This is a genomic window from Paraburkholderia sp. A1BS-2L (assembly GCF_051125205.1).
GTDB lineage: Bacteria > Pseudomonadota > Gammaproteobacteria > Burkholderiales > Burkholderiaceae > Paraburkholderia.
Genome location: NZ_CP120428.1, coordinates 133,987 through 160,654, shown reverse-complemented (window position 1 = coordinate 160,654; position 26,668 = coordinate 133,987). Strand labels below are relative to the sequence as shown.

The window sequence follows — 26,668 nt, the reverse complement described above, 5'->3', positions numbered from 1 at the left end:
TTCAATTGCCCTCCCAAGGATCAACTTCGAGGTCTGTTTCCCAGACGCCTGCACAGTGGCGACTTCCACTGATTCTGAGAGGGCTTGAGTGATAGCCTCGGTCAATTTCCGAAGTCATGAGTTCCGCGAGCATTGTGGCGACCAGTGTACGTTGATCTGGACGGTGTTTTAATCGGACACGACTATGGACGCTGAACACCTCCTTCAAACGCTCCATCCACACTCCGTAATCGTCGACATCGATCACCTGCAAGCTTGTCGGTCCAAGCCAGCGTTGAAGCAGGCGCCGCGATGGAGCCAAGCCGACGGATTCACGACCGGTTCCGAGACATTCGGGACATGAGTGGGTACACGATTCGTGTGTGAGGCGCAAAAAGGCCTCGTACACCTGGATGTCAGTGGGTTCGGCGCTTATGATCATTCGCACCGTCGAACGCATGCTCGCTCCGACGCGCGGGTGATTCAATAGCCAATAGGCGAACGATCGTATATCCACTTCCGTCCCTAGGCGGCGACTTACTCGATGCCTCGCCCTAGTGAGGCCATCTAGCCATCGATCGGTCTGGTGCCTTGAACCCGGCCCCAAGGACTTCGACATGATTGCAGTGACGACGCGCTTGTTCGTCGGCAAATCCTGCCGTCGCAATTCCGACACCAATGCGTTACGTGCGTGATCGAGCGTTCGGTAGTCACTAGCATTCCTAACCTCTTCGAATACGGTGCGCATGGACGCGTACGGGGACCGAGCAGCGCGGACGGCCGCCAGGACTGTGTTCAGGCTGTCCTCGCTAGCGCACGTCGCAATGGACCACTCCACCGCACGGTTAAACTTGTCGGGGTTTGTGGAGATTTCCAGCACCAGCCTTTCAACAATGCCGACGCCACCAGGATCAGTCTCAAGCACCAAGATACTTGTTCCGCTGTCGTCAGTGAATGCGTCGACGCGTAGATTTCCCTCTGGGGCCTCAGGAAGTACAGCCTGAACGGCGGCCTCAACGGCGGCACGAGTCGTTTCGACGAACTTGGATCGCAACCATTCTTCGAGTTCGTCATCTTTGGGTGCCCACAGTGATTGGACAAGTTCGCCCATTACTGTTAGCACCTCCTCTTGACGCCAAAGATTTTCAAGTTCGGCAATACGTCGGTTGTCTCCGTCATCGCTATCACTGTCGATCGCCAAAATCACGCGCATGACTTTGACTGCTGCCGCGGCCTTGTCCGGAATTGCGGCCCACGCTTGTTCGAGACTCAAGCGCTTTCGCAATGCGGTGGACACCAACATGCCAATGGCGCTGCTACATAGGTTGCCGATAGCGAAGGAGGAAGCCAGTTGCAGCAACGCGCTCGACCGACTCGCTCGATAGCGCAGGTAGGCCGGCCTCAATTCCTGAAGTAAGTCGATCGGTAATTCCGGAACCCGTGCTAGACGTTCGCGGTGGATCCGAAACTCCAAGCCGTCCACCGAGCGAGCGTAGCCTATTGCAACTGGCATGCTTGCTTCATTAGTCATAGATGAGGGGCTGACCACCTCTAGCGCACCTCGGCAGACTTGATCCTTTTCAAGAAGGACTTCATATCGGCAAGATTGCGCGTAGCGGAACACCCTCAGTGCCGACTGATCTCGATGTAGCCATGTCTTGGAAGGTTCAAATAATTCTGCGACTATACCCTCGGCGTGCACACCAAGTTGGTCTCCGTCTCCTGTTCTACGGACCAGTAGTTGCCAATCCCACTGGGCGTTACTGCTGTTCTTTACCTCGTCAGGTGCGTCGGTGAAGGCCATCTCAGTTGGCTGAAATAGGTCCAAACCCATCGCGTCCTCGATTCGGATCCAACGCCCACAAATTTCGTCAATGGCTACCGTCGTCGGTGGTGACTGCAGCAGGAGGCGTGCGGATATTTCTGGCCACTTGGACGCCTCGTGCGGATTGACGACAAAGCGCCTCGAAACGCGCCCGGGAACTGCTTCATAGAGCGCCCGACTGGCATCCATCGATTCGGCTCGATCTTTGCCGATAAGTAACTCCACGTCTTGCGAATCCAGTACATCCCACGTCGTCGAAGGCAGGAACTTTGGAAGAAGACGGGCCCGTCGTCCGTGCTGGACGTAGCCGGAATTCATAAACTTCCATAAGTCGGGGATAACGTGGCGCAAAACCGCTCTGGGAGGGGACCAGAGCAGATTGCAGGCCAGCGCGGGCACGTCGGCGACGCTAAATCCGCCGCTACTACCACCCATCCACGTCTCCATCGCTTGAGTGAACTCTGCACGAAGAACCGGGCTTTCAATAAGTTCTTTCACCCACCGTTCAGCATCTTTATTGCGGTAATTTGCACGAGTCAGGTACAGGCTCGGGATGTCGCCTTCAACCTTGCTTGCTATCCAGTCAACCAGGAACCAGGTTGCTTGAATACGAAGAACATAGGGGTTAAATACTGGAAGCGACAGACCTTCCAAAACTGGGGAGAACAGGCGCTCACTCTCTCGGAAGGCCCAGCGGTCTCGACCATTGTCGGAAAGGACGACGACGGTCCAGGGTCGAACACCCTGACGACGACCAGCACGCCCCTTGCGTTGCAGGAAAGACGCAGCACTACGCGGAGCCTTGTGCTGCAGCACCATCCCCACTTCCGGGTCGTCATACCCCACTTCTAGGGAACTCGTTGCGAAGACGACATCGGCCTTTGCTTCTATGCCCGGGTCTTGGGAACTGATGCGATCTACTCGGAGCTTGGTGTGTAGATTGTGACCTAAAAGGACCGGTAGTTTCCAGACCTGCCCAGCTTCGTCCTCCTTTTGATCGTTGGCGTGCGGCGTTCGCAATCGAGCGAGGCGACGCACTTCCTCCGCATTCTTGAAGTCGGGCAACCAACGATTGACCACATCGAGGTTATCGGTGAAACCGAAGACTTTGCGACCGAAGAACGCGGTTACGTCCACAACGGCGTCGGGATTCCTCACGGCAGCAGCGGGAGTTAGGAGTCGTGCACCGAGCATGGCCACCTGGATGGAACTGGATAACACACCCGCTCCGCTGCCTGGGTGTGATTTCAGTACCACGTTATATTCCTGGCCCTCAACTGAAATTTCGTCCGGAATGTCGCGGGGACTGATCTCTTCGATGCGTGTCGAATGGACACCGGTGAGCATGGCCAAGTGATCCGGCGCGTCCTGGAGAGTGGCCGATAATCCGACGTAGTGCAATCCTGAACGACGCGGACCGGACTTCACCCAATACGCCAATCTCCTCAGAATCCAGGGCACTTGCGCTCCGGTGAGTCCCTCGTATGTGTGAATTTCATCGAGGAGAACCATGCGGAGCGCTGAGCGTTTCGACGCAAACCCTAAGACCCCTCGACCTATCTCACCCGAGAGTTCCTTATTTAGCATCTCGATTGAGGTGAGAAAGATATCTGGCGGATGTTTTACTAGGTCGTCCCGAGTCAGACAGACCATGCCTTCCTCAAAGACCACCTCGCCAGTCGGCGAATCCCTACGCAGGATCGTGCGATTTGAGCGCCGGTCTGCGTCGGTCCAGACTAGTGATTCCCCGGTCTCCGGGTGCCGCAGATGAGGCACCAGTTTCCCCTTCTGGAACCGCGCTGGCTGCCAAGCGTCGAGCGACCACTTGTTGCGTCCGTCGCCTTCGAAATTCTTGTTTAAAGGTACCTCGCCAATCAAAGCGCCGACGCGCAATGGCCGTTCCAATATGCGAAGTTTGTTGATGATTGCAACCTGGGCGCATGCCTCCGAGAACTGATCTGCCAATAAAACGTTGCGCGGGTATAAGGCAAGGACTCGCGTGGCTGGAGTCGGGTCCTGACGCACGTCGGCAGTGAGCCCCATAAGTGCCGGAATATAGAACGACTTGGTCTTGCCGCCGCCGGTGCCGGCGGTCACTACTGTTCCAGAGGGCTCGGTGGACCTGCGGTAGTGCGTCAGTATTCGCAAGATGGCGCGAATTTGAAACGCCGCCAGTTTTAGCGGTTTAGGATTCGACATAAGGGCATGCAACGCTTCCCGTTGAATGGGCCGCATCCAACTTTGTGGCGCTACCGTCTGCCATACGCTGTCAAAGTTTTGGTCACGCACCGGAAACCGCCGAGGTGCCAAATGCAGCCTCACCTGGGACACGAGTTCCGGCGCATACGCCCAGTCGTCTTGCTTAAACCGTTGGCGCAGACGTGCTGTCAGGCGGATCGACTCTGCGAAACGGGAGCGGTACCGGCGCGGATATGTGCCTTCCAGACGGTAAAGCAGGTTGGCTTGTGCGAGGTCATCGATAAAGAGTTCCTCACTTCCATCTGCCAATGCGCGGAAATGCGTGCCCCATTCGGGGTCGTTGACAAAGAGCTCGACGATTTCGTCGGCAGTATGGACCACGTCGAAAAAGCCCCACTCCATGAGAGCCGCTTCCCGCCGCTCCAGCCTGGTCAAGAGTTCCCCGAGAACTCGCTCACGATTGCTCATATCTGGTACGCCATGCTCTAGCCCAGCTTGACCAACATCTTGGTCCACAGCACTGGGTGCTTGTTCAAAAATTCTTGCACTTGTGGATCACCCAACATCCGCGCGGAGCCTTTGCCATGCAGCGCATCCTGCAGAAACTGCCCAACGGCGCCAGGAATATTCAGCGACTTTCTTGCGTGGTCGAGTGCCTCGCGGGCTTCGCAATATGCCGAAACTCCACTTTTGCCATTGGCAACATCGACCGCCTTGAAACGGCGCAGTGCTACCTGCAAAGCTTGCTGAGCTTCCGGGTCGTACGACGCCGTTAAGGCTATGAACGCCACTGTTTTCTCTACTTCGTCCTGGTTAGCCAATTCCCACGCTTGCCGAATTGCGTCGGCCAGTGCGCGAGCTGACTTGGTGAGGTTGTCGAGGGGCACTGAAACGCGTGCATGATGGCTCTCATTCGCCTGCGTAATCCGCACCAATGCCTGCGTGTTCGTTCTGGCGGAAGCCAGGAAACGATCGACGTCGTCGCGAAGTAGATCCGGTTGGAACTGTACCTCCTTCAGCACCCGCAATCGATCGAAGGTCTGCATGAGATCTCGCACCTGCTGATCGACCGAGTCAGCCACCGTGGCGAGCTGCACTTTCAACTGCCGGAGTTCTGTTTGTCTAGGCTCGGCCTCGAACTGCTTGGCCAAACGCTGCAGCTTATTGGACCGGGTCGACACTCTGGCCCTCCTGCTGCGTGGTCGTGGGTGTACGTGTGACAAGGGCGAGCATTGCGTGCACGGCGCCTTGGGCGCGAGAGCGTTCCGTCTCGACGTCCTCTTGTGTGACAACGTCCGCCATGCGATTTTCCATATCCTCGGCCAACTTTCTCATCACTAGGTCAATGTCTTTCACAAATCCGCTCAGCTTTAGCAGTGAGGCCATGTCGAACGAGAGCACTGCTTCCGATTCCGCGGCTTGAACCTCACGTGCTAGGGGCACACAGTTAATCCAAGCGTTCACCTTAGCGGGCGCAAGTTCGAGAATCCGTCCCTCCAATTCGGGGTTTCCAATGCTGTGGCCTGCGCCATTACAAGCCTTCAATACTGCACGTGCAGACTGAAGAAATATCCGCATCGCCTGCATCAGTTCGTCGCCTCCTTCTTCGCTTTCATCGGCATCGATGGCCCATCGGTGCGCGGTGCTTCTTAGCTCCTCCAACATTGCGGTGATTGCCGCGTGCTCGGCATCCAATGCGGCGGGTAGATCACGCCACACAGATTGGCATAGACGGTACACTTCGGGATAATCCGTTTCAGCAGCAGGGTCGGTGAACTCCGGCAGTCGCGTTGCAAACCGTTGTTGTCCCACAGCCTTGATGATGCAGCGCGGGTCGATAAAATTGACCGAGCCCGTCTCGCCCTGAGGTACATTAAGTTCGGCGAGGAGGAAGCCTTTAATCTTCTGGACGCGATCGCGAGCATCGGCGGCTATCCTTTGTGCCAAAGGCGAGATGACGCACGGTTCTGTCGCCTCGAACGAGGTCAGCAAGGAAGTCGCCGAGGCGGTGTCGCTGGGAAGCGCCGTTCGCTTGCAGAAGCGGTAGGCCATGACCAAGAAGGCTGCTGCGAAGTTCTGCGCATCGTCCGGGGGGCACTCGACAACATGGTAGGCATCGAGCATCGTCTTCCGGTGGCGAGCTATCCAGCGGGAATAAATGCGTTGGTGAGAGACACTTCCGTCGAACTCCCAAGACTCACGACCTAAATATTTGTAATCCAAAAGTGCAAACAAGAGGCTGTAAGTCGACTCGTCACGAGCAAACCGAAAGCGAACCTTACTGGCCGCGCCGATTTTGGAGACCATCCCATCGATCACAATGTTTGAAACCTTAACGGAACTGCGCTGGCGCATCGCGAACGAAGGCGTTCGCACCCCCTCCTCGTAAAGGGATGTTTTGACGACTTTCAGCAGGAGCTCGCGAAAATCGGCATCCGATTCCAAGTTCTTTCCTTGGTCGAACCAACTCTGCAGATGTTGTCGCGCCTTTTCCAGCGGCACTGGAATGGTGGTTACTCCAGGACCTGGGGGAGGTGGGGCAATAGGAGGTTTCAGAGGGGGCGAACCTCCCCCAGTGGCGGGGTGCGTGCTATCTTGACCCGTCGATGCGGTCTGCGAGTCGTTCTCCTGCTGTCGGTTGCGGACCTTGCCGCTGAATCGAGGCAAACCGAGCCAAGGCAGCATGGGTGCAAGCTTTAAAGCTCCAACGCTCAGTTCGCGCGCACCCGTCCAGTACCACGTTAGGTACGACAATCGGCTCCGTTCACTGTGGTCCCAACCACCCAGCATGACTTCATTTAATTGCGCGAGGTCCGTTGGTGGAAAGGGCTTGAGATCGATGCCCATAGAACTCGATCTGCGAAGTGTTGCACTTCCGAAAGTATCAAGCAATGGGCGAACTACTCGCTGCAGCAGACCACGGGGGTTGCGACTGCTATCGGGTGCATCGAGTCCCTCGAGCAGGCGGAAGGTCGCACCATTTGACAACGGGTAGAGACCTATCTGAACGTCGCCGAGATTCACGCTGCCAAAGCTTTCAAAGCAGGACTCCTGCAAGTCACAGCCATCACAGGCACTGTGGCGGACTTCGTCATGCAGTCGACGATCTTCCGCAAGCATAGGGAGTTCGCCTTCGCCAACTCTGAGTGCGTTGAGATAGCGAGCGACGAAGCGGTCAGCCTGTTCTGCGTCGGCCAGTGGGCCCAGGTGTCCCAAATCGCCCTGTATTTCCAGAGCAAGAGCGATCCGCTCCTTCTTGTTCTCTTGCAGGCGGTTGTAGGCCGGAAGGGTCATCCCGAGGACGCTAAGCATCCGACATAGTCCGGAGTCGCCTTGCGGTTCAAGTGCATTCACCAACTCTTCGTCGAGAATGGACATCGTAGATACGTCTTCGACGAAAAGTGCAAGGTCTTCCCCAGCGTCAAACATTGCACGGCGAATGTTGCGAAAGATCTCATGCAAGGTTTGGCCTTTGATGCCTGTAACGTTCGCGAGGGCCTCACGCAAGACAGTATTAACAATATCGGCTGCTTGCACGCGCAGAGAGTCTTCCTCCTCCAGCATATCCAGCATCAAAGTGTCGACATCGCGGCCTCGTCTCACGCGTCTGAAATCGAATTCGTCAGCCGTGAACTCTGGAAGGCTCTCTCGAGTCTGGACGTCACTTTCATTCGTCAGACGCTGGATATTGCGGTCAATGGCGCCACCCGGTCGGCACATCCACTCTAGCGATCGCAGATCCTGAAATAGTTGAAACAGATATTGTAGATCGTTGGGCAGTTCGCCCCTTTGCTGTCGACCATATAGGACAGTTGAGATTTCGAACGACAGTTTGCGCCTAGCCTGTTCACTGGATATCTCCGCGATCGCAGTTTTCACGTCCGCGAGGAATCGCTCATACTCCGGCAACTGATCGACGAGTTGCTCGAGCGCGTCCTTTAGACTACCCGAGCGGCGACGGATCAGGACGGTCCGCAAATTGCCAGAATTCGCGTCGCGAACTTCACCTCGGGACAGTGCGTCTTCAAAACGCAGTCGCAGCCAATTGATAAGTTGTGACTTTCCTGCACCAGGTGATCCCTTGATAACGACCAATTGTTCCGGTGCTGCGGAGTGGAACAGTTTTTGAAACAGTTCCGCCTCGGAGAGTTCGTCATTGCTTGCGGTTCTGCAGCGGATCGGCGAATGGGTAGCAAGAAACCAGTCCGTTCGTGCATTGCTGAGTTGCGCAATGGGCGAAAGCTGCGCTTCGACGGTGGCCAGTCGCCAGCAAGGATCACCAGGTGATCTCGGCATGAGTTCAGGTTTCATACGTATCGTCAGTTCCGTTGCAGCAAGGACACACGGTCAAATCGGTCAGAATCGAGAAGGCCTGGAACACGTACCGAACCACCGCGCTCCAAACCCCACCCCATGCTGTCCTTCGGGCACTCCAAGCGAATTACGCCGTCCTCATGGAGGTTGCGCAACCCAACGGCCAATGCACGACTGCAACTTCGCGCCGCGAAATCGTAGCGGCCGCTGCTCATGTCCATAAAGAGCGATCCCCCATCGAGTTCGGGACAGGCCACCGCCAAGGCAGACATGAAAGGTGCTGCGTCCAAACGTCGCTGGTCCGAAAAGATGTTGGGGAGAGCCCGTCTCAATCGCTCGGTTGGATCGGGGATGAATCGTCCCATTGGGTCAAACCAGCCCAAACCAACATAGACGTACCAGCGCAAGTAGTGGGTGAGCTTGGTAGAGTTGAGCGGGTTCCTTTTTTCAATGTGGTCGGCCAAACCCGCGTTAAAATCGCTGGCCAATTGGACCCGTACCGGTTCACCTGTAGGAACGCAGTCGTTTAACTGCATAATCACGTAGCTGTAAAGCCGTCCAAACCAAGGCTCCACATCAGGTGATCCTAGGGCCACGCGATCGAACGCGTCGAGAATGGCTTCACGTGGCGTAGGTCTATCATTGCGCACTGCATAGTTGAGTCGCAGATTACCCTCGTCCTCTTCTGCCACAAGGCCCAACTCCTTGGCCGCATTCAGGTGAAGATGCGCCTGATTGCTCTTGTTGGTGAGCCCTGGAAGCCCTTGAGGTTGCAATAGCGCCCTTACCGACTCGGCTGTCGCGCTCTTCTGTCGAATTGCATATAGCAGGTCGAGCACCACTTCCAACTGGACCGGCACGGTCGGTTTATCAATGAACACCTTGAATAACTCCGGGTAGTTGGCGCAGCTGCATCCGACTAGAGATCCAGTCGTTCAATGCTTCTTGGCCTGTGAACAATCGCGACTGCTGCTCGTGCATGAATGGCCAGCGGCCGTCGGAATCTTCTTGGGATGCCCCAAGCAGCCAATGGGCGCACAGTGCACCTCGCGAATGCAGTCGCGGCGATTGCGCATCGATAATCTGCGCATGCAGGCATATGACAATCTCTTCGGGGCGAATCGATGCCGCACTGTCGCCGGTCAATAGATCCAGTCGATACGGAGTTCCGACCTGCCCGCAAGCCCGCTCAACCATACGTTTTGCTGTGTCGAAGAAGCACTCACTAGTAAAAAATCGCCAACATAGGCCCTCGGACATAACTCGACGTAATGCCAGCAGGATTCGTTCTTCGCCCTTGGCGAAACTGGTCGCCGGGCCATATACGATGTCAACCTTGGGATGTGTCAGTTCATGCTGAGTCAGCAAGCGCAGTGGCATCGCAGATGCTGGTTGTTCGAAACCGTGGCGGCATGACGCGCACGAACCACAAGCGCGGTAGGTGTGAGTGCCGTAATGTTGCCGCAGAACTCGACAAGCGGGGGCGCTATTTGTCAGTAGTTCGTTAAGCCGTTGCAGGGAAGTCTTAAGTGCATTTACCTCCACCGTTCGACTTTCCCTTAGCAGATTTGGAAGTTGTTGCGCCAGGTCGGGAGTTTGGCGAAACATCTGTAGCATCGCCCACTCTTGTGGTTCTGCTCCATTGTCGGGCCGACGTATTTCCAAGCCGGTGACCCGTAGAAGGCCGGCGCGCGCCATCATAAGCAAGAGACGCTTGTTCCATGTGACACTCTCATCGTAATTTCGTACGTGCAAGCGATAGTTGGGTACAGCATCGAGTGGTACTTTGAAAGTGCCAGGCGCATTGGTCGTCTCCTTGCCCCGCCACAGCGCTTCCCAACGCCCCCGAATCTTGATCTCGTCGGAGAGCAGTGTGGGGCCCATTGAAGCACCAGTCTCCCGGTCTTCGGGAGTCCACAGTGTTACGGAGACACTCGCCGCTCCATCCCGACCACCACGCCCGACCTCCTGATAGAACCGATCGATGTTTTCGGGAAAGCAGGCATGCACCACGGCACGGACATCCGGTTTATCGACGCCCATGCCGAACGCCGAGGTGGCCACGACTAGATCCAGTTGATCGTCGCGCCAAGCGTCCAAGATCCGATCTCGGTCCCGCTTGGATGTGTCGCCGTGAAAGCACGCGATCCGTCGAAATCCCAGTTCTTGCAAGCGTTCGACCCAAAGGTCGGCATCCTTGCGTTCCGTTACGTACAGGATTGCGGGGCGGGGCAAGTGCAAAAGGGCATCGGCGACGGCTTTCTCCTGCTCGTCTGCGCGAATTGATTTACCCGGTGAGAAGTAGTGAATCTCTGGTCGTAACCGCGTGATAACGTATTGGCTCCAAGGCGAGTTGTCGTCACCGAATAACCCGCGCAGCACTTTGGGCGTGCCATCTGAGAAGGTCGCGGACAACAGTAAGGTTCGGATGCCGCTTGGAGCAGTTGCGCGCCACGACCGCAAGCGGGCGCCGAGCAGTTGAAACTCAACACGAAAACTCGCGCCCCATGATTCAACAATGTGAGCTTCGTCAACCACGAATCGGCCCAACCACCCCTCTTTTGACAATTGGTCCAACAGTGCGCCGAGGCGCCCGGCCACGATGGCTTCAGGCGAGGTGATCAGTAATCGGCACTTGCGCATGCTAACTGCCTCGAGGACCTCCAGTGAGTTGTCATCGGCGGCGTAGAGCCTCGGGTCAAGTTGCTGAGAGATCGGCGTCGCACGCAGCGACTTAATTTGATCCATGCCCAAGGCGACCGTCGGAACTACAACCACCGTCAGTCCTGCCTCAAAGGCAGCGCACACCTGATAAACCAAGCTCTTGCCAGCGCCGGTGGGAAGTCCAACGAGCAGGGTCGAGTTAATTGGCGCGGTCAACGCTTTCCAAGTCGCTTCGCGTTGTGCTTGCGAGCGCCATGTGTTCTTGCCCAGTCGCCGATTCAGCCAGACCTCACCAGGAAGCAATTCGTCTTCCAGCACGCGATCAAGGGCAGGCACGTCTACGCCACCGGTCTGAGCCTCTGGCAACCATGAGGGAATGAAAGGAATGGCCTCCACAGTGCCGTCGATTCGCCTTCGTACTCCCACCATTCCCAGGTATCTGGATACGGCTTGGGCAACCGATTCGACTACTAGGTGCTGTGTGGGCAGTAGAAGTCGCAGACACTGGCGTAGTAACACAGCGTGATCGAGCCCAAACTCAGACTCTCGTAGTGCATTAACTAGGCGGTGCACCGCATGGCGAAGCCCCCACGTCTCTTCCAAATGATGGACCTCCTGGGACGGGGACCGTCCTTGGCGGAGCACGTGTTCAAGAACTAGCAGGGGTGTCATGGGTGAAATTCACAACGTGTACGATACCGATTGAGTCCAGTTCAAACAGAGGATTCTGTACCGCGACTCGGCTTGCTTCCAATGCGTGGATCAGATTCTGTTCGTCGCTGTCGCTCACTTGCCGCCATTGAGCCATCTCAAACGCTAACCCGTCGTAGAAAACGGCATCTATGCCAACAAAGAGTTCTTTGTTGTCGTTTTTAGCCTGCGCACGAGACAACTCAGCCAGGCTTGCCAATTGCGTTGGCCATGTGTCCAAGCGTGGTTCCATGCGAGTAAGAATTTTCGCGTGCAAATCCGTTGCCGACGAGTCCTCGGAAAATACGTTGGCAATTAAGCCTTGTGTAGTCACGCGGTCTACGACCACGGACGTGTCAGCATTCATCAACACCTGGATACGACGCCCATACAGATGACGCACCGCGCGACCAAGTCCGGCGGCCTGCTCAGGACTGGCACCGGGAATCACACACCAAGTAACCAGTAGAAAAAGCCCCGCGGGAGCATCGTCGCTGGCAATTTGAACGGCAAACGTCCTGTCTTTGATATTCGTCTTCGCCACTGCGCAGACGGCATCGAAAAGTCCATTGCCAGTGGAGAAGAACTCAAGATCTGGCCGGTCACGTGCGACATTTCGCAAGAAAATGCCGTAGTGATCCTGAAGTTGACCATTGGGATCGCGATAGACCCCAGGCAACTGCAACTGGGTAATGTCTTCCGGCCTAAAACGCCAGATCTTCAGATTGAAGTCGCGCTGATCGGTTACCCTTTTTGCCGCGTCGCTGATGGCGATAGTACGGAAATACCTCGGAAAGGATGCGTCTAATAGTGCATCAGCCTTGTGATCCGCAGTGTGGAAGTAGCGGCGTCCCTTATTCATGGAAGCGAAGTCGGTGAGAGCCTCCGCATCGTCCGACGCCCGCTCCTGCTGACTTGCCGCTTGGACTTCTGCGATCATGGACTCGAGGGCAGCAGCACCGCCACGGATAACGCTCTCGATCACATCATGCTCTGTTTCGCGCAGCATGAACTCCAGACCGCTAATTGAACGGGTAAATACTTCGAACCCCTGTTCCAAGCAGCGAATCCACTCGCTTTCGATCGACGCCTGCGCTGCAATCACAACGCTCAGCACTGGATCCGTTCTTCCAATTCGGTCCAGTCGACCTATACGCTGTTCCACTGCCGCAACCGACCAAGGCATGTCGAAGTGCACGAGTGCTGATGCGAACTGGAAATTGCGCCCTTCACCGCCCGACTCGTCGCTTACCAGCAGGCGACATGCGGCATCTCGGCGAAAACGCGTTACCTCGCTTTCCTTTCGATCGTCGCCCAAGTCGTGACGAAACTCACCCACCGCTTGCTCACCGTAGCGCTGCTGTAGTTGCTCTACGACAAGTTCGGCAGCTCCCAAGGTGCCTGCGAACACCAAGATCTTCGCACAACCTCGCTCTTGCAACTCGTCCAACGCTTCAATCAGTTTGTCGACGCGCGAAGGTACAGATTCGGCTTCTACCCACGCAACGGCGAGTGATCGCAATCTTTCAGCCACTTGTCTGTCGATGAACGGTGCCAGGGCGGCACAGGCTTGTTCGAGAAGCGTACTGTGATCGTCGTAGTCGAGAACGGCCGACGGATCAAGCACCCCGAGAGCTTGTGCATCCTCGTCGGCATTGAAGCACAGCGAGCTTGCCACTTCCATCAACGCCACCGGGTCGCACAGTGCAGGTGCCGCTTTACGAAAAAACACATGTAGAGCGTCGCGTGGTGCACCTGCGTCCGCTGCGCCGTTCATTACTTCCAGCAACGTCTCCTCAACGGTTGCTTCGAGGCGTTTAGGTTTGTACCACCTTGTTTCTAGGCGCCGCTCCACACCAACCAGCAAAGCCTGATCCAATAGTTGTGAGCGGCGATTCTTGAGGATGCGTCGGCTAATGCGATATCGAGAGGCGACATCATCGCGCAGAGCGCGGCACGCGTTTGCCAAGTCAACCACTTGTTCCGCTCTGCGCGCTTGTTCAAGTCGGTCCAGCAATAGTGCATCCGATCTCATGATCGGCGTATCGATAAGGCGCTGAGCCGCCTGAAGAATCTCCGGGGCGGCGATGGTCTCGTTGTCGAGGCGGTTGGAAAGAATTCGCAAACGCCGTCCAATTGTCGATTGCTCGCGGTATAGTTCCGCAAACCTCGCTGCTTTTACTGTTCCGTCCGCATAAGCCGTCGGTTCGATTAACTGTAGAAGGCGAAGCAATTCTTGTTCGCGCTCCCGCGCGGGCACTGCGCTTAAAAGCAAAATACCACCGGCCTCGGCGCTCAGTGTCTTCACGAAGTCATACTGAGTACGATTCCATAGCAAGTGGTGCGCTTCGTCGACGATGATGAGATCCCAATGTTGGGCATGGAGGCTGGTCGAGTGAACATGTGTGGCTAGCTTCAAGGAGCAGATCACGCGTGACCAGCCCTTCCAATCACAGTGGTGGGCATCGTGCAGATCCGCTAGCTTGAAATCGCGCCCACCGAAGGAGAGATGCATCTCGCAGAGCCACTGGCGGGACAGTGCTCCAGGAGTCAGAACGAGCACACGCGCTGCGGGCTGGGTCGACAATAACTCGTGCGCAATGGCTCCGGCCTCGACGGTCTTGCCCAGCCCAACCTCGTCGGCCAGGATATAGCGCCATGACGCATCGTCAATCACCGAACCAATTACGAACGCCTGATGTGCTAGTAGCTGGATCCGACTGGCAGCTAGAGCATGGATTCCGGCAGTCTCGCGGTGCAGGTACGTTAGCGCTCCGATTAGATCCTCTCGGGCCTTGAAATGCATCCAAGGGTCTACCTGTAAGCCAACAAGCCTTGTCAGGGGAGTTTCCGTCAAGCTGCCCGGAATAGGCCACAGATCACGTTCAGTTAGATTCGCAGATTCTCTGCCTTGCGAATCAAACTCAACAGCGTATTCATGGACTTGGATCTCTTGGCTGGGCTCAAAAGGGGCTCGAACAATAAGGCATTCCCCACGCCCCTCCACTAGGCACCGCAGGCCTGTCGGCAGAGGCGTCCACTTGAAGTCCTTGCCATTGAGGAGTGCATCTAAGGTATACCAAGCCTCTCGGTCGGTGCCACAGAACCGAATCTTCACTTGGCGGCCCTGGTGGTCAACGACCTTGCAGTATCCAAATTGGCGATTGTTGAAGACGAGTCCCTCGAGATCTGGCAAAGGGAATCTCCTTGTTTATTATCGTTTAACCGGCCCGACAACCCGAGCGACCAATGCTTTTCTGACAAAAGCTTGAACTGGTTTAGCCACCCAATCCCCCGTCAGCACGAACACGGCGACTCCACATCGCAAAATAAGCCGGAGTCCACGTTTCGCGTCTGAGTGAGAACTATAACAGTGCGGGAGGGGCCACATTTCGCTAAAAAGCATGTTCCGAGATCCGTTACGCCTTTTGCCGACACTTTTGTCTTGAATCTGACTCGAACACAACGCTCCAACACGCGAGTCGAACACCTTGGTACCCAAATTTCGGAATTCGACGGCTATCGCGAACAGCGAGTCCGGGCGGCTAGCCAAATCGCCCCGCCGTACCCGACGGCAATCATCGATCTGCGCGCGGCAGAATCGAAGGTTTGCAAGCCAATGAAGGCCGGGCGACCGTGAGAATCAGAACTGCTCTGGTGGCTTTCCAGAAGGGCTAAGATCAGCAACCTCCCCAAAGTGTCGCCCCCGCGAGAAGGTGTGAGTCACGTCTGCATTTGATGCTGCCGCTTTCTGTCGTCGAGTTCGCGCTTGACTTATGCGCAATAGGTAAGGCAGAGATTTTTTTGGTTGGCGGTCGCGGCAACCAGCGCATCACCATGTCGTCGGACCGGATCCGCGACCGGTAATCAAAAAAATGTTTGTAGTAAGCCGCTCCACAGGCGGTGGCCGCTATGGGCATTGAATGACCACTGCGGTAGTTTGTGACGTCGTGCGGGAGCTATCAGACATGGATTTCCAGCAAGAGTGCGAAGCGTTACGCGCAAAGGAAGCGGGAATGTGCGCGTGAACAGGCAAGTTCCCCGCCTTTTGGGAGTTTGCTGCTGAGCTGGCAGATCGAAGGCACGAGTCTGGCCGCGCTGGCCTCCACAGGACAGGCGAACGTGTACTGAAACAGGTGCGGTGGCAACTAGCGCGCATGGTGGTGACCTGGTGGGGCCCGTGGCAGGCTGCCGGGCATATCCTCGATGCGGTGCATGTGTCCCTTGCCGCATACGGGGCAGTCGCGTAGTGACTTGCCAGTGAGTCGCTGGTAGCGGTCGCGGTAGTCTTCCCCGGGCTCGGCGGGCGAAGCAGCGGGAGCCTCGACACCGAGCAGCCGCCTGCAGGTGGCAAGCTTGTCGGCACGGTGGCAGTTGGCGAGCCACCCGTAGCTGCGGATGCGCTTGAAGCCGTCAGGTAGTACATGCAGCAGGAAGCGGCGAATGAATTGGTCAGCCGTGAGCGTCATGCACCTTTGCCTGGACTCGTGCCGGTAGTCCTTCCACCGGAACTGTACGCTGCGCCCGTCGAAGGCGAGCAGCCGGTTATTGGAGATGGCCACGCGATGGGTGTAGCGGCCCAGGTAATCGAGCACGTGTTCGGCACCGCCAAACGGTGGCTTGGCATAGACGACCCACTCCGACCTGGCAGCTGGCGCAAGCCAGGCAGCGAACGCGCGGGCATCATGCAGCGGCTCGAGCTGGCCGTGGAAACGCAGCATGCCAGCGTCGAAGGCGCGGCACAGCTCGTCGAGAAAGAGCCGCCGGAACAGCCGCGAGAGTACCCGCACGGGCAGGAAGAAGCCGGGGCGGCAGGCGATCCAGCGTTCGCCGTCCGGGGAGATGCCACCACCGGGCACGACACAATGCACGTGCGGGTGGTGCAAGAGATTCTGCCCCCACGTGTGCAGGATAGTGAGGAAGCCGATCTCGGCGCCCAGGTGTTTCGGATCGGCGGCGATCGTGCGCAGCGTCTCGGCGCTCGCGCGGAACAGTATGTCGTAAAGCACGCGTTTGTTCTGGTACGCGAGAGCCGCGATGGATTCGGGCAGTGTGAAGACGACATGGAAGTACTCCACCCGTGGAAGCAGTTCGGCGTGCCGGCGTTCGAGCCACTGTGCACGCGCGAGCGACTGGCACTTTGGGCAATGCCTGTTGCGGCATGAGTCGTAACTGATGCGCTGATGTCCGCAGGCATCGCACTGTTCGAGATGGGCGCCAAGCGCGGCGGTACGGCATAGCTCGATGGCGCTCATCACGCGACGCTGGGCACGACTGATCGCTTCGGCATGGGCTTGCCGAAAGATCGCTCCGCTTTGACGGAAAATATCCGCCACTTCGAGCGCTGGGCGCATGACTGCGATCAGAAGTACTCGGGTGCAGCGGTCGCAGACGGAATGGGTTCGGGATGCGGGAGCAGATCGAAGGGGCTCGCGGTAGCACACACCGTGCTGGTTGCAACTTTCAAGTACTTCGAAGTAGTTGCAAGGGACCTGTGCCCCATGAGAAGCTGGATCCTGCGAACATCGGTACCGTTTTCGAGCAGGTGGGTGGCAAACGCATGCCTCAGGGAATGCGGGGATATTGGCTTCTGGATGCCGCTTCGCTCCCGCGCGAGGCTACATGCCAGCCTGATCGCGGTCGGGGTGATCGGACGTCCGGGGATATCGCCAGGAAAAAGCCAGTCGCGCGGATGAGCATCGTGCCAGTATGTTCGCAGGACATCAAGCAGGCGCGGCGAAAGCATTACATAGCGATCCTTACGGTTTTTACCCTGATTCACACGGATAACCATGCGCTTGCTGTCGATATCGGTGGCCTTCAGGTGCGCCACTTCTGAAATTCGCAGACCGGCAGCATACGCGGTCATCAGGATGGCCCGATGCTTCAGACTGGGGATCGCGTCGAAGAAGATCTTTACCTCATCGGAGCTCAGAATGACGGGGAGTCTCAATGGCTTCTTCGGTAGTGGAAAGTCCTCGTCGCTCCAGTCGCGTTTGAGCGTTACGCGGTAGAGAAACCGCAGTGCGCCAATCGCTGGACCAAGGCTGCTGGGAGCGAGCTTGCGCTCCTCCCTGAGATAGATGAGCCACGACCGTATCTCGTCGGGGCCCAGCAGTTCTGGGGAGCGACGAAAGTGGCGGGCAAAACTGGATACCTGAATCAGATAGGATGTCTGGGTGTTCTCCGCAAGGTTGCGGATCTGCATGTCATGCAGCATGCGTTGGCGAAGTGGCGTCATGGCGAACCTCCTGGAAGCAGTGGATGGAATGCCCAACCGGGCGTTCACATACTGCTCCTGGAGATGCCGCTCACCCCTCGCCGGGGTCTGCCGTAGGAAACCGTACCCCTCGAAACGTCAGCCACAGACCTTCGCTCACCGCCCCCTCCCGCGTCAGCGGGTTAGTACAAAACCGTCAATACGTGTGGTTTGCGTAAACAGTAGTGGGCGATAGGTGTAAATGCAATTCCGGAAAGACTCAATCCGGATCCATTCGATCAGTCTACGATTTGTAAGGAGGTCTTAGGCTTAGGCGGTACGTGTGTTGCGGAAGACGGCCCACGACCAGACAGCGCCGCCGGCGACCTTTGCAATGAACTGGAGTCCAGCGATCGTCGGGAATACCGTGCCGAACGCGATCATCGGGAAGATGAGAGAGTCGACTGCTGCACCAGCAACGTTTGCGCCATTCGCGCGCGTCAGAACTGGAAAGCGCCGCGCAGTTTGGAACACGGCCGCGCTCGCGACGGCCGCCGCGCTAAACGCGACGAGCGACGCCAAGGATATGACGCCCGACGCCGGATTTAGCATATAACTGACGACGCCGGCGCCGGCGATCAGGACGAACATTCGCGCCCACAGCGAGCGCCCACGCCAGTCGAGATGAAGGCGGTCTCGGATGGCAAGGTCGAGGCCAATCAGCAGGAACGCGTTGATAGGGGTGGACGCCGGGCCGAAGTGAGCGACGCTCAGGTTTGCTGCGGCGACGGCCGCGATATAGATCAAAACGTACATAGAAAGGAAAGTGAAGAAATTCAATCTGCGATCGGCGGCGCTTGTATTGATCGCGACGCCAAAACGCGCAGGTGGGGAGTGACTTGCACCGTTATTGCCGACAAGTAGTTTTCCCCAACTTACCATGGAATCTTGCGGCCATGGAGCAGACGAATTCTTGCAGTTTGGTCGCAAACGATGGCGTGCAGGCCAAAAAGTCACGGTGATCGACTGTGCGCCATCGGCGTCCGTACAAGTCCTGGAGACTGCTCGCACCCTGCGCGAAAGCCTCCGGACAATGCGTCAGCGAGTAAGCGGTGGGCTTGCAACACCCTGACTGACCAACCGCTGGATGTCACTGGCCCGCCACGCCGAGCAGCGAGGGCCAAGGGAAACCGGTTGTGGATAGCGGCCAGTTTTTATACCGGCATACCAGGTGGCACGTGACACGGGGATAAGCGCCAACACTTCCGGAAGACGCAACAGGGAGTCATGCTCAGTTTGCATTGACCATCTCCATAAAAACGCCCTTTGGAGATATGTCCTCGCTCCACGAGAAATCACGTGGAAATACAGCTATAAAAATTTGTCCTCAAGCCTGCCGGTGTCGGGCTGACCGGCGGCTATCGATTAACGTCGATAGCCGCATTATTAGCCATTCCAATTAAATCGTCAAGCATCTTGAATTACACTCCCAATTAATCTTTGAATAAATAAAAAATTAAATGCAGTTCTAAATATTAACAAAAGACAGCCTGCTAGTTGGTCCACCGCGCGAAGCAAGCCCAGCCGGCTCCCCCTGGCGCCGCCACCTGTTCAAGCTGGCGTTGCAACACCGTGATGCCGTCTCCCGCAAGCTGGCTGGCCGCCTCGAACCCACAACCTGCTGCGAGCGACGCAAATACACGCTTCGCCCCATGTGCATGGCTGGGTATCGGTGCGCGGCCCGCATATACTAATGGTCTCTCCCATTGACGACGCTCTCCGCGACATGCCGGCTGCGCACATCGGTGAATGTGCCCGGGAGGCCGTGCCATTGACCAGACCGGCCCCGCTTGCGAACACATCTATGCGCGTATTCGTTGATACGGAATTCACCAACTTCGCGGACCGTGAGCTCGTCAGCATCGCGCTCGTCGCCGACAGCGGAGTCGAGTTTTACGGCGAGTCCACCGACTTTCAGCTTTCCAGCTGCAGCGAATTCGTCCGCGAGACGGTGTTACCGCAACTGGGTGTGCCGGAGCAACGGGCCATGCCACTCGACCAGCTGCGCCGCGAAGTCAGCGCCTGGCTTGGGAGCATTCCGGTTCGCAACCGCCCCATTCTCTGCTATGACTACGAGGGGGACCGGGAACTGCTCGAGCGCCTCATAGGTGGCCCCCTGCGAAGGGGGTGGAAGACCGAGAACATCTGGGCCCGGCTGGACGCCGCGCAACTCGACACGTTCTTCACCGAACACCGGCACCGCCATCACGCCCTGTGGGATGCCCGCGCGAATCTCGCCAGTTTTCAGTCGGTGGAGCGCAGGCGGAATCAGGCAGTCGCCGGGCGCTAACGGGGAGCGCTCCAGGGCGCACCGCCTCATCGCGTCCCGGGCACTGCGACGGTGACGTGGACGAACGGGCCGCACCGCACTCCGGGGATATCCCGGCGTCCGCCCCGGACCGGGAGGGCGTCAGCCCATTTCCCACAGCGATGCGTCTTACCGGCCTTCGCGCGGACCCAGCGGTGGCGGAACGACCGGCGCCTCATCCTCCCTGCCATCCCGCAGGCGGTCCAGATAGTCCGCCCACCGCTGCATCATCTGCCTGCGCTCGCCCAGGAACTTCGTGCGGTTATAGGCCGTGCCCAGCGGGTCGGGTACACGGTGCGCCAGTTGATGTTCAATGACGTCCCGGTCAATGTGCAGCCGCTCGTGCAGGATGGTTCGCGCCATGGCCCGAAAGCCGTGCCCCGTCTGCTCATCACGGGTGCTGATGCCTGCGCGCCGGAGGGCAACGTTGACCGTGTTACCCGACATGGGCTGCTTCTTGTCATCCCTGCCCGGGAAAACATACGGCCATCGTCCCGTCAATGGCTGCAGCTCCCGCAGGATGGCAACCGCCTGCCTCGCGAGCGGCACCAGATGCGGCTCGCCGCCCTTGCTCGCAAAGTACCGCCATTCCGCCGCGTCGAGATGGACCTCGTCCCATCGCATCGTGCGCAACTCGCCAGGCCGGCAAAACAGATACGGCGCGAGTCGCAGCGCGCACCTGACTATAAAGGTGGCGCCGACCGCGTCCATCCTGCGCAGCAGCGGCCCCACCTGTTCGGGGTCCGTGATGGCCGCAAAGTGGCCGGGCTTCGCAGGCGGCAGGGCGCCTTTCAGATGCACGCACGGATTGGCATTTGCCACACCGATGGTCACCGCATACCGGAAGACGGCCGCGCAGTTCTGCATCGCGCGATGGGCCGTATCACGCGCGCCACGGTCCTCGATGCGCCGCAGACACGCGAGCACCTCGGGCGTGGTGATTTCTGCAATCGGCCGCCTGCCGAGCCAGGGAAAGATGTCGTTCTCGAGCCTGGCGAGCACCTTGCTCTTGTGGGACGGCGCCCTGTCGGCCATCATGCGCCCGAACCACTCCCGGGCGACCGCCTCGAAGCTGTTCGCCGTGCGCGCGAGCCGCTCCGCCTGGACGGCCTTCTTGTGCTCGCCCGGGTCAATCCCCTTGGCAAGCAGCGTGCGCGCCTTCTCCCGCTCCTCGCGCGCGTCCTTCAGGGTGATGTACGGGTACTGGCCGAACGACAGTTTTTTTTCCCGGCGGTCGACCCGGTACTTCATGCGCCAGAGCTTCGAGCCGGTCGGGGTAATCTCGAGATACAGTCCGCCGCCGTCCCAGAGCTTCTGAGTTTTACCTATAGGCTTGGCGGCCTTGATGGTGAGGTCGGTGAGTGTCACGTGGGGGCTCCTAAAAATTAGTATAGGCACCGATGCCCCGAGTGCTGCCCCCAAGGGCGCCTGGATTTCTCCAGACGACCCTGGACGACACTGGACGTAAAAAAGGCCGGAAGCCTTGTGGGACAAGGACATTCCGGCCTTTGCTGGATTCTGTCAGACGTAAGTGTGGTGGAGCGGAGGAGGATCGAACTCCCGACCTTCGCATTGCGAACGCGACGCTCTCCCAGCTGAGCTACCGCCCCACTATCCAGTCGATTCTAGCACAGCAATTTCCGCTTGTGCCAAGCACCAAAATTGCGCGACCTCAACCTTAAGAGTCCGCGAAAACGCGCGCATTACTTGGAAGCAGGGAAATCCGGCGCCCCAGCCAAAACCCAGGCCACCACATCCTTCACATCCCCCGCACTCATCCGCGGATGCGCGGGCATAGGAACCGCGCCCCAAACCCCAGCGCCCCCATCCCGTACCTTCTTCTCGAGCTTGCCCTGCGCACCAGCATCACCCTTGTACTTAGCAGCAATATCCTTAAACGAAGGCCCGACGAGCTTCCGATCCACCGCATGACACCCCATGCAAGCATTGGAGCGCGCAACAACCGGCCCGTTACCCACAGCAGCAGCATCAGCAGCGAAAGCCGGAGCCCCTCCTGCAACGCCAGCAAGCACCACCACCCCAGCAACCCATCGCCGAGGCGCAACCAAAGCACGCATCACCATCACATCGTCTTCCCATTGCTACCCGGACGCACCGGCGCAGAATCCTTCACCGGCGCGGGCGATTGCACATCGAGCGGTTTGGAACTCACCCCCGCGTCAGGCACCGCGCCCACAGTCGGCGCATCGGCGGCGCTCACCGGCGCTGTCGTCGCGCCATTGCCGCTAGCCGATGCATTCGCCGCAGCCGCCTGCGCCGGCTGAATGTACTGATAGCACTTCACCACCTGCATCACGCCAGGCACCGTGCTCGCCGCGTTCGCGCCAATGTTGCCTTCCTGCGTGGTCACGAGGCCCATCAGATAGATAATGCCGCGCTCGCTCACCACCTTGAAGTTATTCGCCGAGATGTCCTTATAGGCAATCAGCTCGCTCTTCACGCGCCCTTCGAGGTAGGAGTCGTTGGCGCGCGACGAGAATGAGCTCGCCGGCTGAACCGCCAGTTCGTTGATGACCGATCCCACGTTCGCGACGCCACGCACGAGGGTCTCGGCTTTCTGCTTCGATCCGTCGTCGGGCACCTCGCCCGTTATCAGCACGCGCTGGTTGAACACGGCCACGTTCACGTGCGAGCTATCGGGCAGGCCGCTGCTCAGGTTCGAGAGCGCCTTCACCTGGATCTCGCGGTCTTCGGTCTGCGAGCCCACGGTGCGCCGGTCGGTTGCCACCAGCGCTGTGCCGCCCGCCGCCGCGCCCGCGACGGCGAGGAAGCAACCCTGCAGGCTCGTGCACAGCGAGGCTGCGAAGCCGATCGTCAGCGTGGTCCGGGCCAGCGCGCGCATCTTGCTGTTTCTGCTCATCAACTCCCTCTCCTTCGTCCTTCGCGGTCAGTCTTCGCCCAGCAGCATCGCGTCGATGCCGTCGCACAGGCAGTGGATCGTTAGCAGGTGCACTTCCTGGATGCGCGCGGTCCGATCGGACGGCACGCTCAGATGGATGTCGGTATCGGCGAGCGCATCGTTGACCATGCCGCCACCTTTGCCGGTCAGCGCAATCACGATCATTTCGCGCTCGTGCGCGACTTCGATGGCGGCCAGCACGTTCGCTGAGTTGCCCGAGGTCGTGATGGCGAGCAGCACGTCGCCGGGCTGGCCGAGCGCACGCACTTGCCGCGCGAACACCTGGTCATAGGCGTAGTCATTCGCCAGCGCCGTGAGCACGGAGGCATCGGTCGTGAGCGCGAGCGCGGGCAGGCTCGGGCGTTCGCGCTCGAAGCGGCCGATCAGTTCGGCGGCGAAGTGCTGGGCGTCAGCGGCCGAGCCGCCATTGCCGCATGCGAGTATTTTGTTGCCGTTCGCCAGCGCGGCGAACATCGTGTCGACCGCGGCGGCAATCGGCACGGCCAGGGCTTCCATCGCGGCGAGCTTGACGGCTGCGCTGTCGCGAAAGTGCTGTTGAATTCGTTCGACGGACATCGACTCTCTAATCTGTACTGCGGGTATCGCGAATATTCCGCGTGATTGCGGCGTGCCGCAAGTTTAGCGCACTCACGCTCGTTCTCTTCCGGCGTTCTTTTCCGCTCGCGCTTTCCATACCGATTTTTTCGCGCTCGGCGTCGTGCGTGAACGCGCGTCGCCGTATCGTCTTGCGCTTCCTCCGCTCAACGTCCATCTTCGCGAAACACATCGCGCAGCCACGCGAGGCGCCCGCCGTCGAACGTCACCACGTCGAAGCGGCACGCCAGCGGCAACGCCTCGCGTGCATGCGCGCGCATCGCGAGGCTCGTCAGGTAATGGCGCGCCGCCCGCAAGATGCGCTGCTGCTTGTGCCAGCCCACGCTCGCCGCCGCGCCGCCGTAACCGTGCCGCGTGCGTGCGCGCACTTCCACAAAAACAAGCGTGCCGTCGCGATCGCGCATCACCAGGTCCAGTTCGCCGGCACGGCAATGCACGTTGCGCGCGACCAGCACGAGGCGCTGACGCTGCAAAAAAGCGAGTGCGTGCGATTCAAAACGCGCACCTGCCTCGCGGCGTTCGGCATTGGACCGGCCGCGCGCGTAAAAGTTGTCGCAAGGTGGACTCGAAAGTTCATCCGCACCTGCGCGCGTGCGCGAGGCGCGTATGCCGCTCTCGCGCTGCCGCGTGCCCTGTTCCGCTGCGACTTTCCCCACATGGCACAATGGCGGCCTCTTTTCCTGCGTTCGCCGTGTCATGACGTCCCTCCTCGAACTCGCCCAGGCCCAGCAATATCCCGCCGCCACGCTGTACGTTGTAGCGACGCCCATCGGCAACGCGGCCGACATCACCTTGCGCGCGCTGCATGTGCTCGGTCTCGTCGATCGCATCGCCGCCGAGGACACGCGCAACACGGGCCAGCTGCTCGCGCGCTACGGCATTTCGAAGCCGCTCATCGCCGTGCACGAGCACAACGAGCGCGAAGCGGCGCTGCGCGTGATCGAGCATCTGCGCGCGGGCGAGCGCGTGGCCTGCGTCTCGGACGCGGGCACGCCCGGCATCTCGGACCCCGGCGCGAAGCTCGTCGATGCAGTGCGTGCCGCCGGTTTCCAGGTCGTGCCGCTGCCGGGCGCGAGCGCGCTCGCCACGGCGCTTTCCGCAGCCGGCGACTGGGTCGCGACCTTCACGTTCCTCGGCTTTCTGCCGTCCAAGCCCAAGCAACGCGCGGCCGCGTTGCAAGCGCTGGGAACGCATGCGCATGCGATGGTGTTCTATGAAGCGCCGCATCGCGTTGTCGAAACCGTGCAGGCACTCGCCGATGCATTCGGCCCGGCGCGGCGTCTGCTGATCGCCCGCGAGTTGACGAAGCTACATGAGGCGCTCTGGTGCGGCACCCTGGCCGAAGGGCCAGCGTGGCTGGCCGCCGATGCAAATCGTCAGCGCGGCGAGTTCGTGCTGGTCGTGGAGGGCGCGAGCGCGCAGTCGCCTGGCGACGCCGATCACGATGCGCTACTGCGTGTGCTGCTGGGGGAAGTGCCGGTGAAGGGCGCGGCAAAGATCGCGGCGGCGCTCACCGGCGCGTCGCGCAACGCGCTCTATGCGCGAGCGCTGGAGCTGAAGAACGAAGGCGGCGAGGAAGACGTCAACTAAGCGTCGATAACCGCAACAAGCCGCATCGGGCCATGCGGCTGCAAAACACCGCAGAAAAGCACCGCAGAAAAACCGAAGGGCCGCGTCGATCGATCGACGCGGCCCTTCATGTTTGCAATCTCAGCGTGGCGAATCTCAGTTGGTGCTCGAGTTTGCTGCCAGCATTTCGGCTTGCGCGGCCTTCGCTTCCTGGCGCGAGAGACCTTCGATGTTCACCTTCGCGGTGCCCGCATGCTGGAGGCCCAGCATCTTCGCTGCCGCATAGGACAGATCGAGAACGCGGCCACGCACGTACGGCCCGCGGTCGTTGATCTTCACCACGACGGACTTCGACGTTGCGGGGACGCTCACGCGCACATAGGAGCCGAGCGGCAGCGTGCGATGCGCAGCGGTCAGCGCCTTCATGTCGAAGCGTTCGCCGCTCGCGGTCTTGCGGCCATGGAACGCGCGGCCGTACCACGAGGCGCGGCCGGTCTGATGGAACGAGCCGACGTCAGGCGTGCTGTCGTCGATCGGTTGTGCGTCGGCAAGCGAGTTGCCCTTGCCGGCGCCTGCTGCAGGCAGCGCCCCGAACGCGGAGCCGTAGCTCTGCGGAGCGGCGAACGCCGTGTGCGCGTCCTTGGTGCTGAGCGCGTTGCCCTGCGCATGGTCCTGCTGACCAGGCGGCATGGCACAACCGGCCAGCACGGACACGGCTGCGAGACTCCCGAGTCGTCGTCGAGAAAGTCCGAGTTTCATAAGTTAGCCATCGTGTTTCGGAGCCGTCCCGCGCCTTGGTTGCGCGTTCGCGGATGACTCCGGCGGTCGCAGGCAAAAGACCCCCCTCCCGCCGATCGATGAAAAAAGGCGAGCGAATGCCAATACCCGGATGCAGCCCCATATGCCGCTAACCGCTGGTTTTCTTTCACGTCTGGCGCAGCCTGTCCCCGGCAGCCTGACCAGACCCCACATGCCGCCATCGAACGCGATGTACACGTTCAGGCGCGCCGGTAACACACGGCGCACAGGAACGGCGGCGTAGGCCCCACCCAGCGTCACGGCAGCAAGGCCGTGGCAGGCGCGTAGCACCTGGCTGGGCAAGACGTGCGGTGCCGAACGGATCGGCACCTGATTTGCCATCTTGTAAGGCAGCCTGTTTAGCCAGCCTTCCTCGACGGCACTGCTTGACGGCGATGCATCGAGACCCGTTTTAAACTGCGGGTCACATCGCCCAGTGAATGCACGCGTAACGTGCTTGATGCGTCGCATTATACCTAAAAGTAATTCTTGCCATCCTTCCCTGGTAGAAAACTCCATGATTTTTCA

The 26,668-nt window shown here is 59.0% G+C and carries 18 protein-coding genes and 1 tRNA gene; 2 read left to right on the top strand and 17 right to left on the bottom strand.

Annotated elements, in window-relative coordinates:
- Position 1 precedes the first annotated feature (1 nt).
- The 10 genes from dpdJ to P5W98_RS00635 form a co-directional block, all read right to left on the bottom strand.
- On the bottom strand, positions 2-4,471 hold the full coding sequence (gene dpdJ / locus P5W98_RS00680) for a protein DpdJ (protein ID WP_434718134.1): 4,470 nt from the start codon (positions 4,469-4,471) through the stop codon (positions 2-4).
- Between the two features lie 17 nt (positions 4,472-4,488).
- On the bottom strand, positions 4,489-5,184 hold the full coding sequence (locus P5W98_RS00675) for a hypothetical protein (RefSeq protein ID WP_434718133.1): 696 nt from the start codon (positions 5,182-5,184) through the stop codon (positions 4,489-4,491).
- Entirely contained in the window at positions 5,165-8,314 is a 3,150-nt protein-coding gene (locus P5W98_RS00670; protein WP_434718132.1) for a hypothetical protein, read from the bottom strand. The genes P5W98_RS00675 and P5W98_RS00670 overlap by 20 nt, the downstream gene beginning before the upstream one ends.
- An 8-nt stretch (positions 8,315-8,322) precedes the next feature.
- Positions 8,323-9,198 (bottom strand): hypothetical protein, encoded by an 876-nt coding sequence (locus tag P5W98_RS00665; protein WP_434718131.1) that lies wholly within the window; start codon positions 9,196-9,198, stop codon positions 8,323-8,325.
- Positions 9,188-11,317 carry a helicase-related protein gene (locus tag P5W98_RS00660; protein WP_434718130.1) on the bottom strand — a complete coding sequence of 710 codons (2,130 nt, stop codon included), beginning with the start codon at positions 11,315-11,317 and terminating at the stop codon, positions 9,188-9,190. Before P5W98_RS00660 ends, P5W98_RS00665 begins: the two co-directional genes overlap by 11 nt.
- Positions 11,318-11,630: 313 nt before the next feature.
- On the bottom strand, positions 11,631-14,867 hold the full coding sequence (locus tag P5W98_RS00655; RefSeq protein ID WP_434718129.1) for an SNF2-related protein: 3,237 nt from the start codon (positions 14,865-14,867) through the stop codon (positions 11,631-11,633).
- 952 nt (positions 14,868-15,819) lie between these two features.
- Positions 15,820-17,025, bottom strand: a complete 1,206-nt coding sequence (locus P5W98_RS00650; RefSeq protein ID WP_434718128.1) for an IS91 family transposase — start codon at positions 17,023-17,025, stop codon at positions 15,820-15,822.
- Positions 17,026-17,033: 8 nt separating this feature from the next.
- A complete protein-coding gene (locus P5W98_RS00645; RefSeq protein WP_434718127.1) occupies positions 17,034-17,912 on the bottom strand; it encodes a tyrosine-type recombinase/integrase in 879 nt (292 codons plus the stop codon).
- A gap of 288 nt (positions 17,913-18,200) precedes the next feature.
- Complete coding sequence (locus P5W98_RS00640) at positions 18,201-18,710, bottom strand: VUT family protein (protein ID WP_434718126.1); 510 nt, start codon at positions 18,708-18,710, stop codon at positions 18,201-18,203.
- A 258-nt stretch (positions 18,711-18,968) separates the two neighbouring features.
- Positions 18,969-19,172, bottom strand: coding sequence for a helix-turn-helix transcriptional regulator (locus P5W98_RS00635; RefSeq protein WP_434718125.1), 204 nt, complete (start codon positions 19,170-19,172; stop codon positions 18,969-18,971).
- 562 nt (positions 19,173-19,734) lie between these two features.
- Between P5W98_RS00635 and P5W98_RS00630 the strand changes: the two genes are divergently transcribed.
- Positions 19,735-20,220: a hypothetical protein gene (locus P5W98_RS00630; RefSeq protein WP_434718124.1), complete on the top strand. Its 486-nt coding sequence runs from the start codon at positions 19,735-19,737 to the stop codon at positions 20,218-20,220.
- A 147-nt stretch (positions 20,221-20,367) separates the two neighbouring features.
- Here P5W98_RS00630 and P5W98_RS00625 read toward each other — a convergent pair whose 3' ends face one another.
- From P5W98_RS00625 to P5W98_RS00600, 6 genes are all read right to left on the bottom strand, one after another.
- Positions 20,368-21,606 (bottom strand): tyrosine-type recombinase/integrase, encoded by a 1,239-nt coding sequence (locus P5W98_RS00625; protein WP_434718123.1) that lies wholly within the window; start codon positions 21,604-21,606, stop codon positions 20,368-20,370.
- Between the two features lie 166 nt (positions 21,607-21,772).
- A tRNA-Ala gene (locus P5W98_RS00620) sits at positions 21,773-21,848 on the bottom strand.
- Between the two features lie 93 nt (positions 21,849-21,941).
- Positions 21,942-22,316, bottom strand: a complete 375-nt coding sequence (locus P5W98_RS00615) for a c-type cytochrome (RefSeq protein ID WP_421025142.1) — start codon at positions 22,314-22,316, stop codon at positions 21,942-21,944.
- Between the two features lie 5 nt (positions 22,317-22,321).
- On the bottom strand, positions 22,322-23,119 hold the full coding sequence (locus P5W98_RS00610) for a BON domain-containing protein (RefSeq protein ID WP_421073869.1): 798 nt from the start codon (positions 23,117-23,119) through the stop codon (positions 22,322-22,324).
- A 27-nt stretch (positions 23,120-23,146) separates the two neighbouring features.
- Positions 23,147-23,734, bottom strand: a complete 588-nt coding sequence (locus tag P5W98_RS00605; RefSeq protein WP_035523528.1) for a phosphoheptose isomerase — start codon at positions 23,732-23,734, stop codon at positions 23,147-23,149.
- A 185-nt stretch (positions 23,735-23,919) separates the two neighbouring features.
- Entirely contained in the window at positions 23,920-24,471 is a 552-nt protein-coding gene (locus tag P5W98_RS00600; protein WP_434718122.1) for a YraN family protein, read from the bottom strand.
- Between P5W98_RS00600 and rsmI the strand changes: the two genes are divergently transcribed.
- Entirely contained in the window at positions 24,470-25,363 is an 894-nt protein-coding gene (rsmI, locus tag P5W98_RS00595) for a 16S rRNA (cytidine(1402)-2'-O)-methyltransferase (RefSeq protein ID WP_421022734.1), read from the top strand. The two genes, P5W98_RS00600 and rsmI, sit on opposite strands and share 2 nt — an antisense overlap.
- Before the next feature lie 135 nt (positions 25,364-25,498).
- Here rsmI and P5W98_RS00590 read toward each other — a convergent pair whose 3' ends face one another.
- Positions 25,499-26,101 (bottom strand): septal ring lytic transglycosylase RlpA family protein, encoded by a 603-nt coding sequence (locus P5W98_RS00590; protein ID WP_421022733.1) that lies wholly within the window; start codon positions 26,099-26,101, stop codon positions 25,499-25,501.
- Between the last annotated feature and the right edge of the window lie 567 nt (positions 26,102-26,668).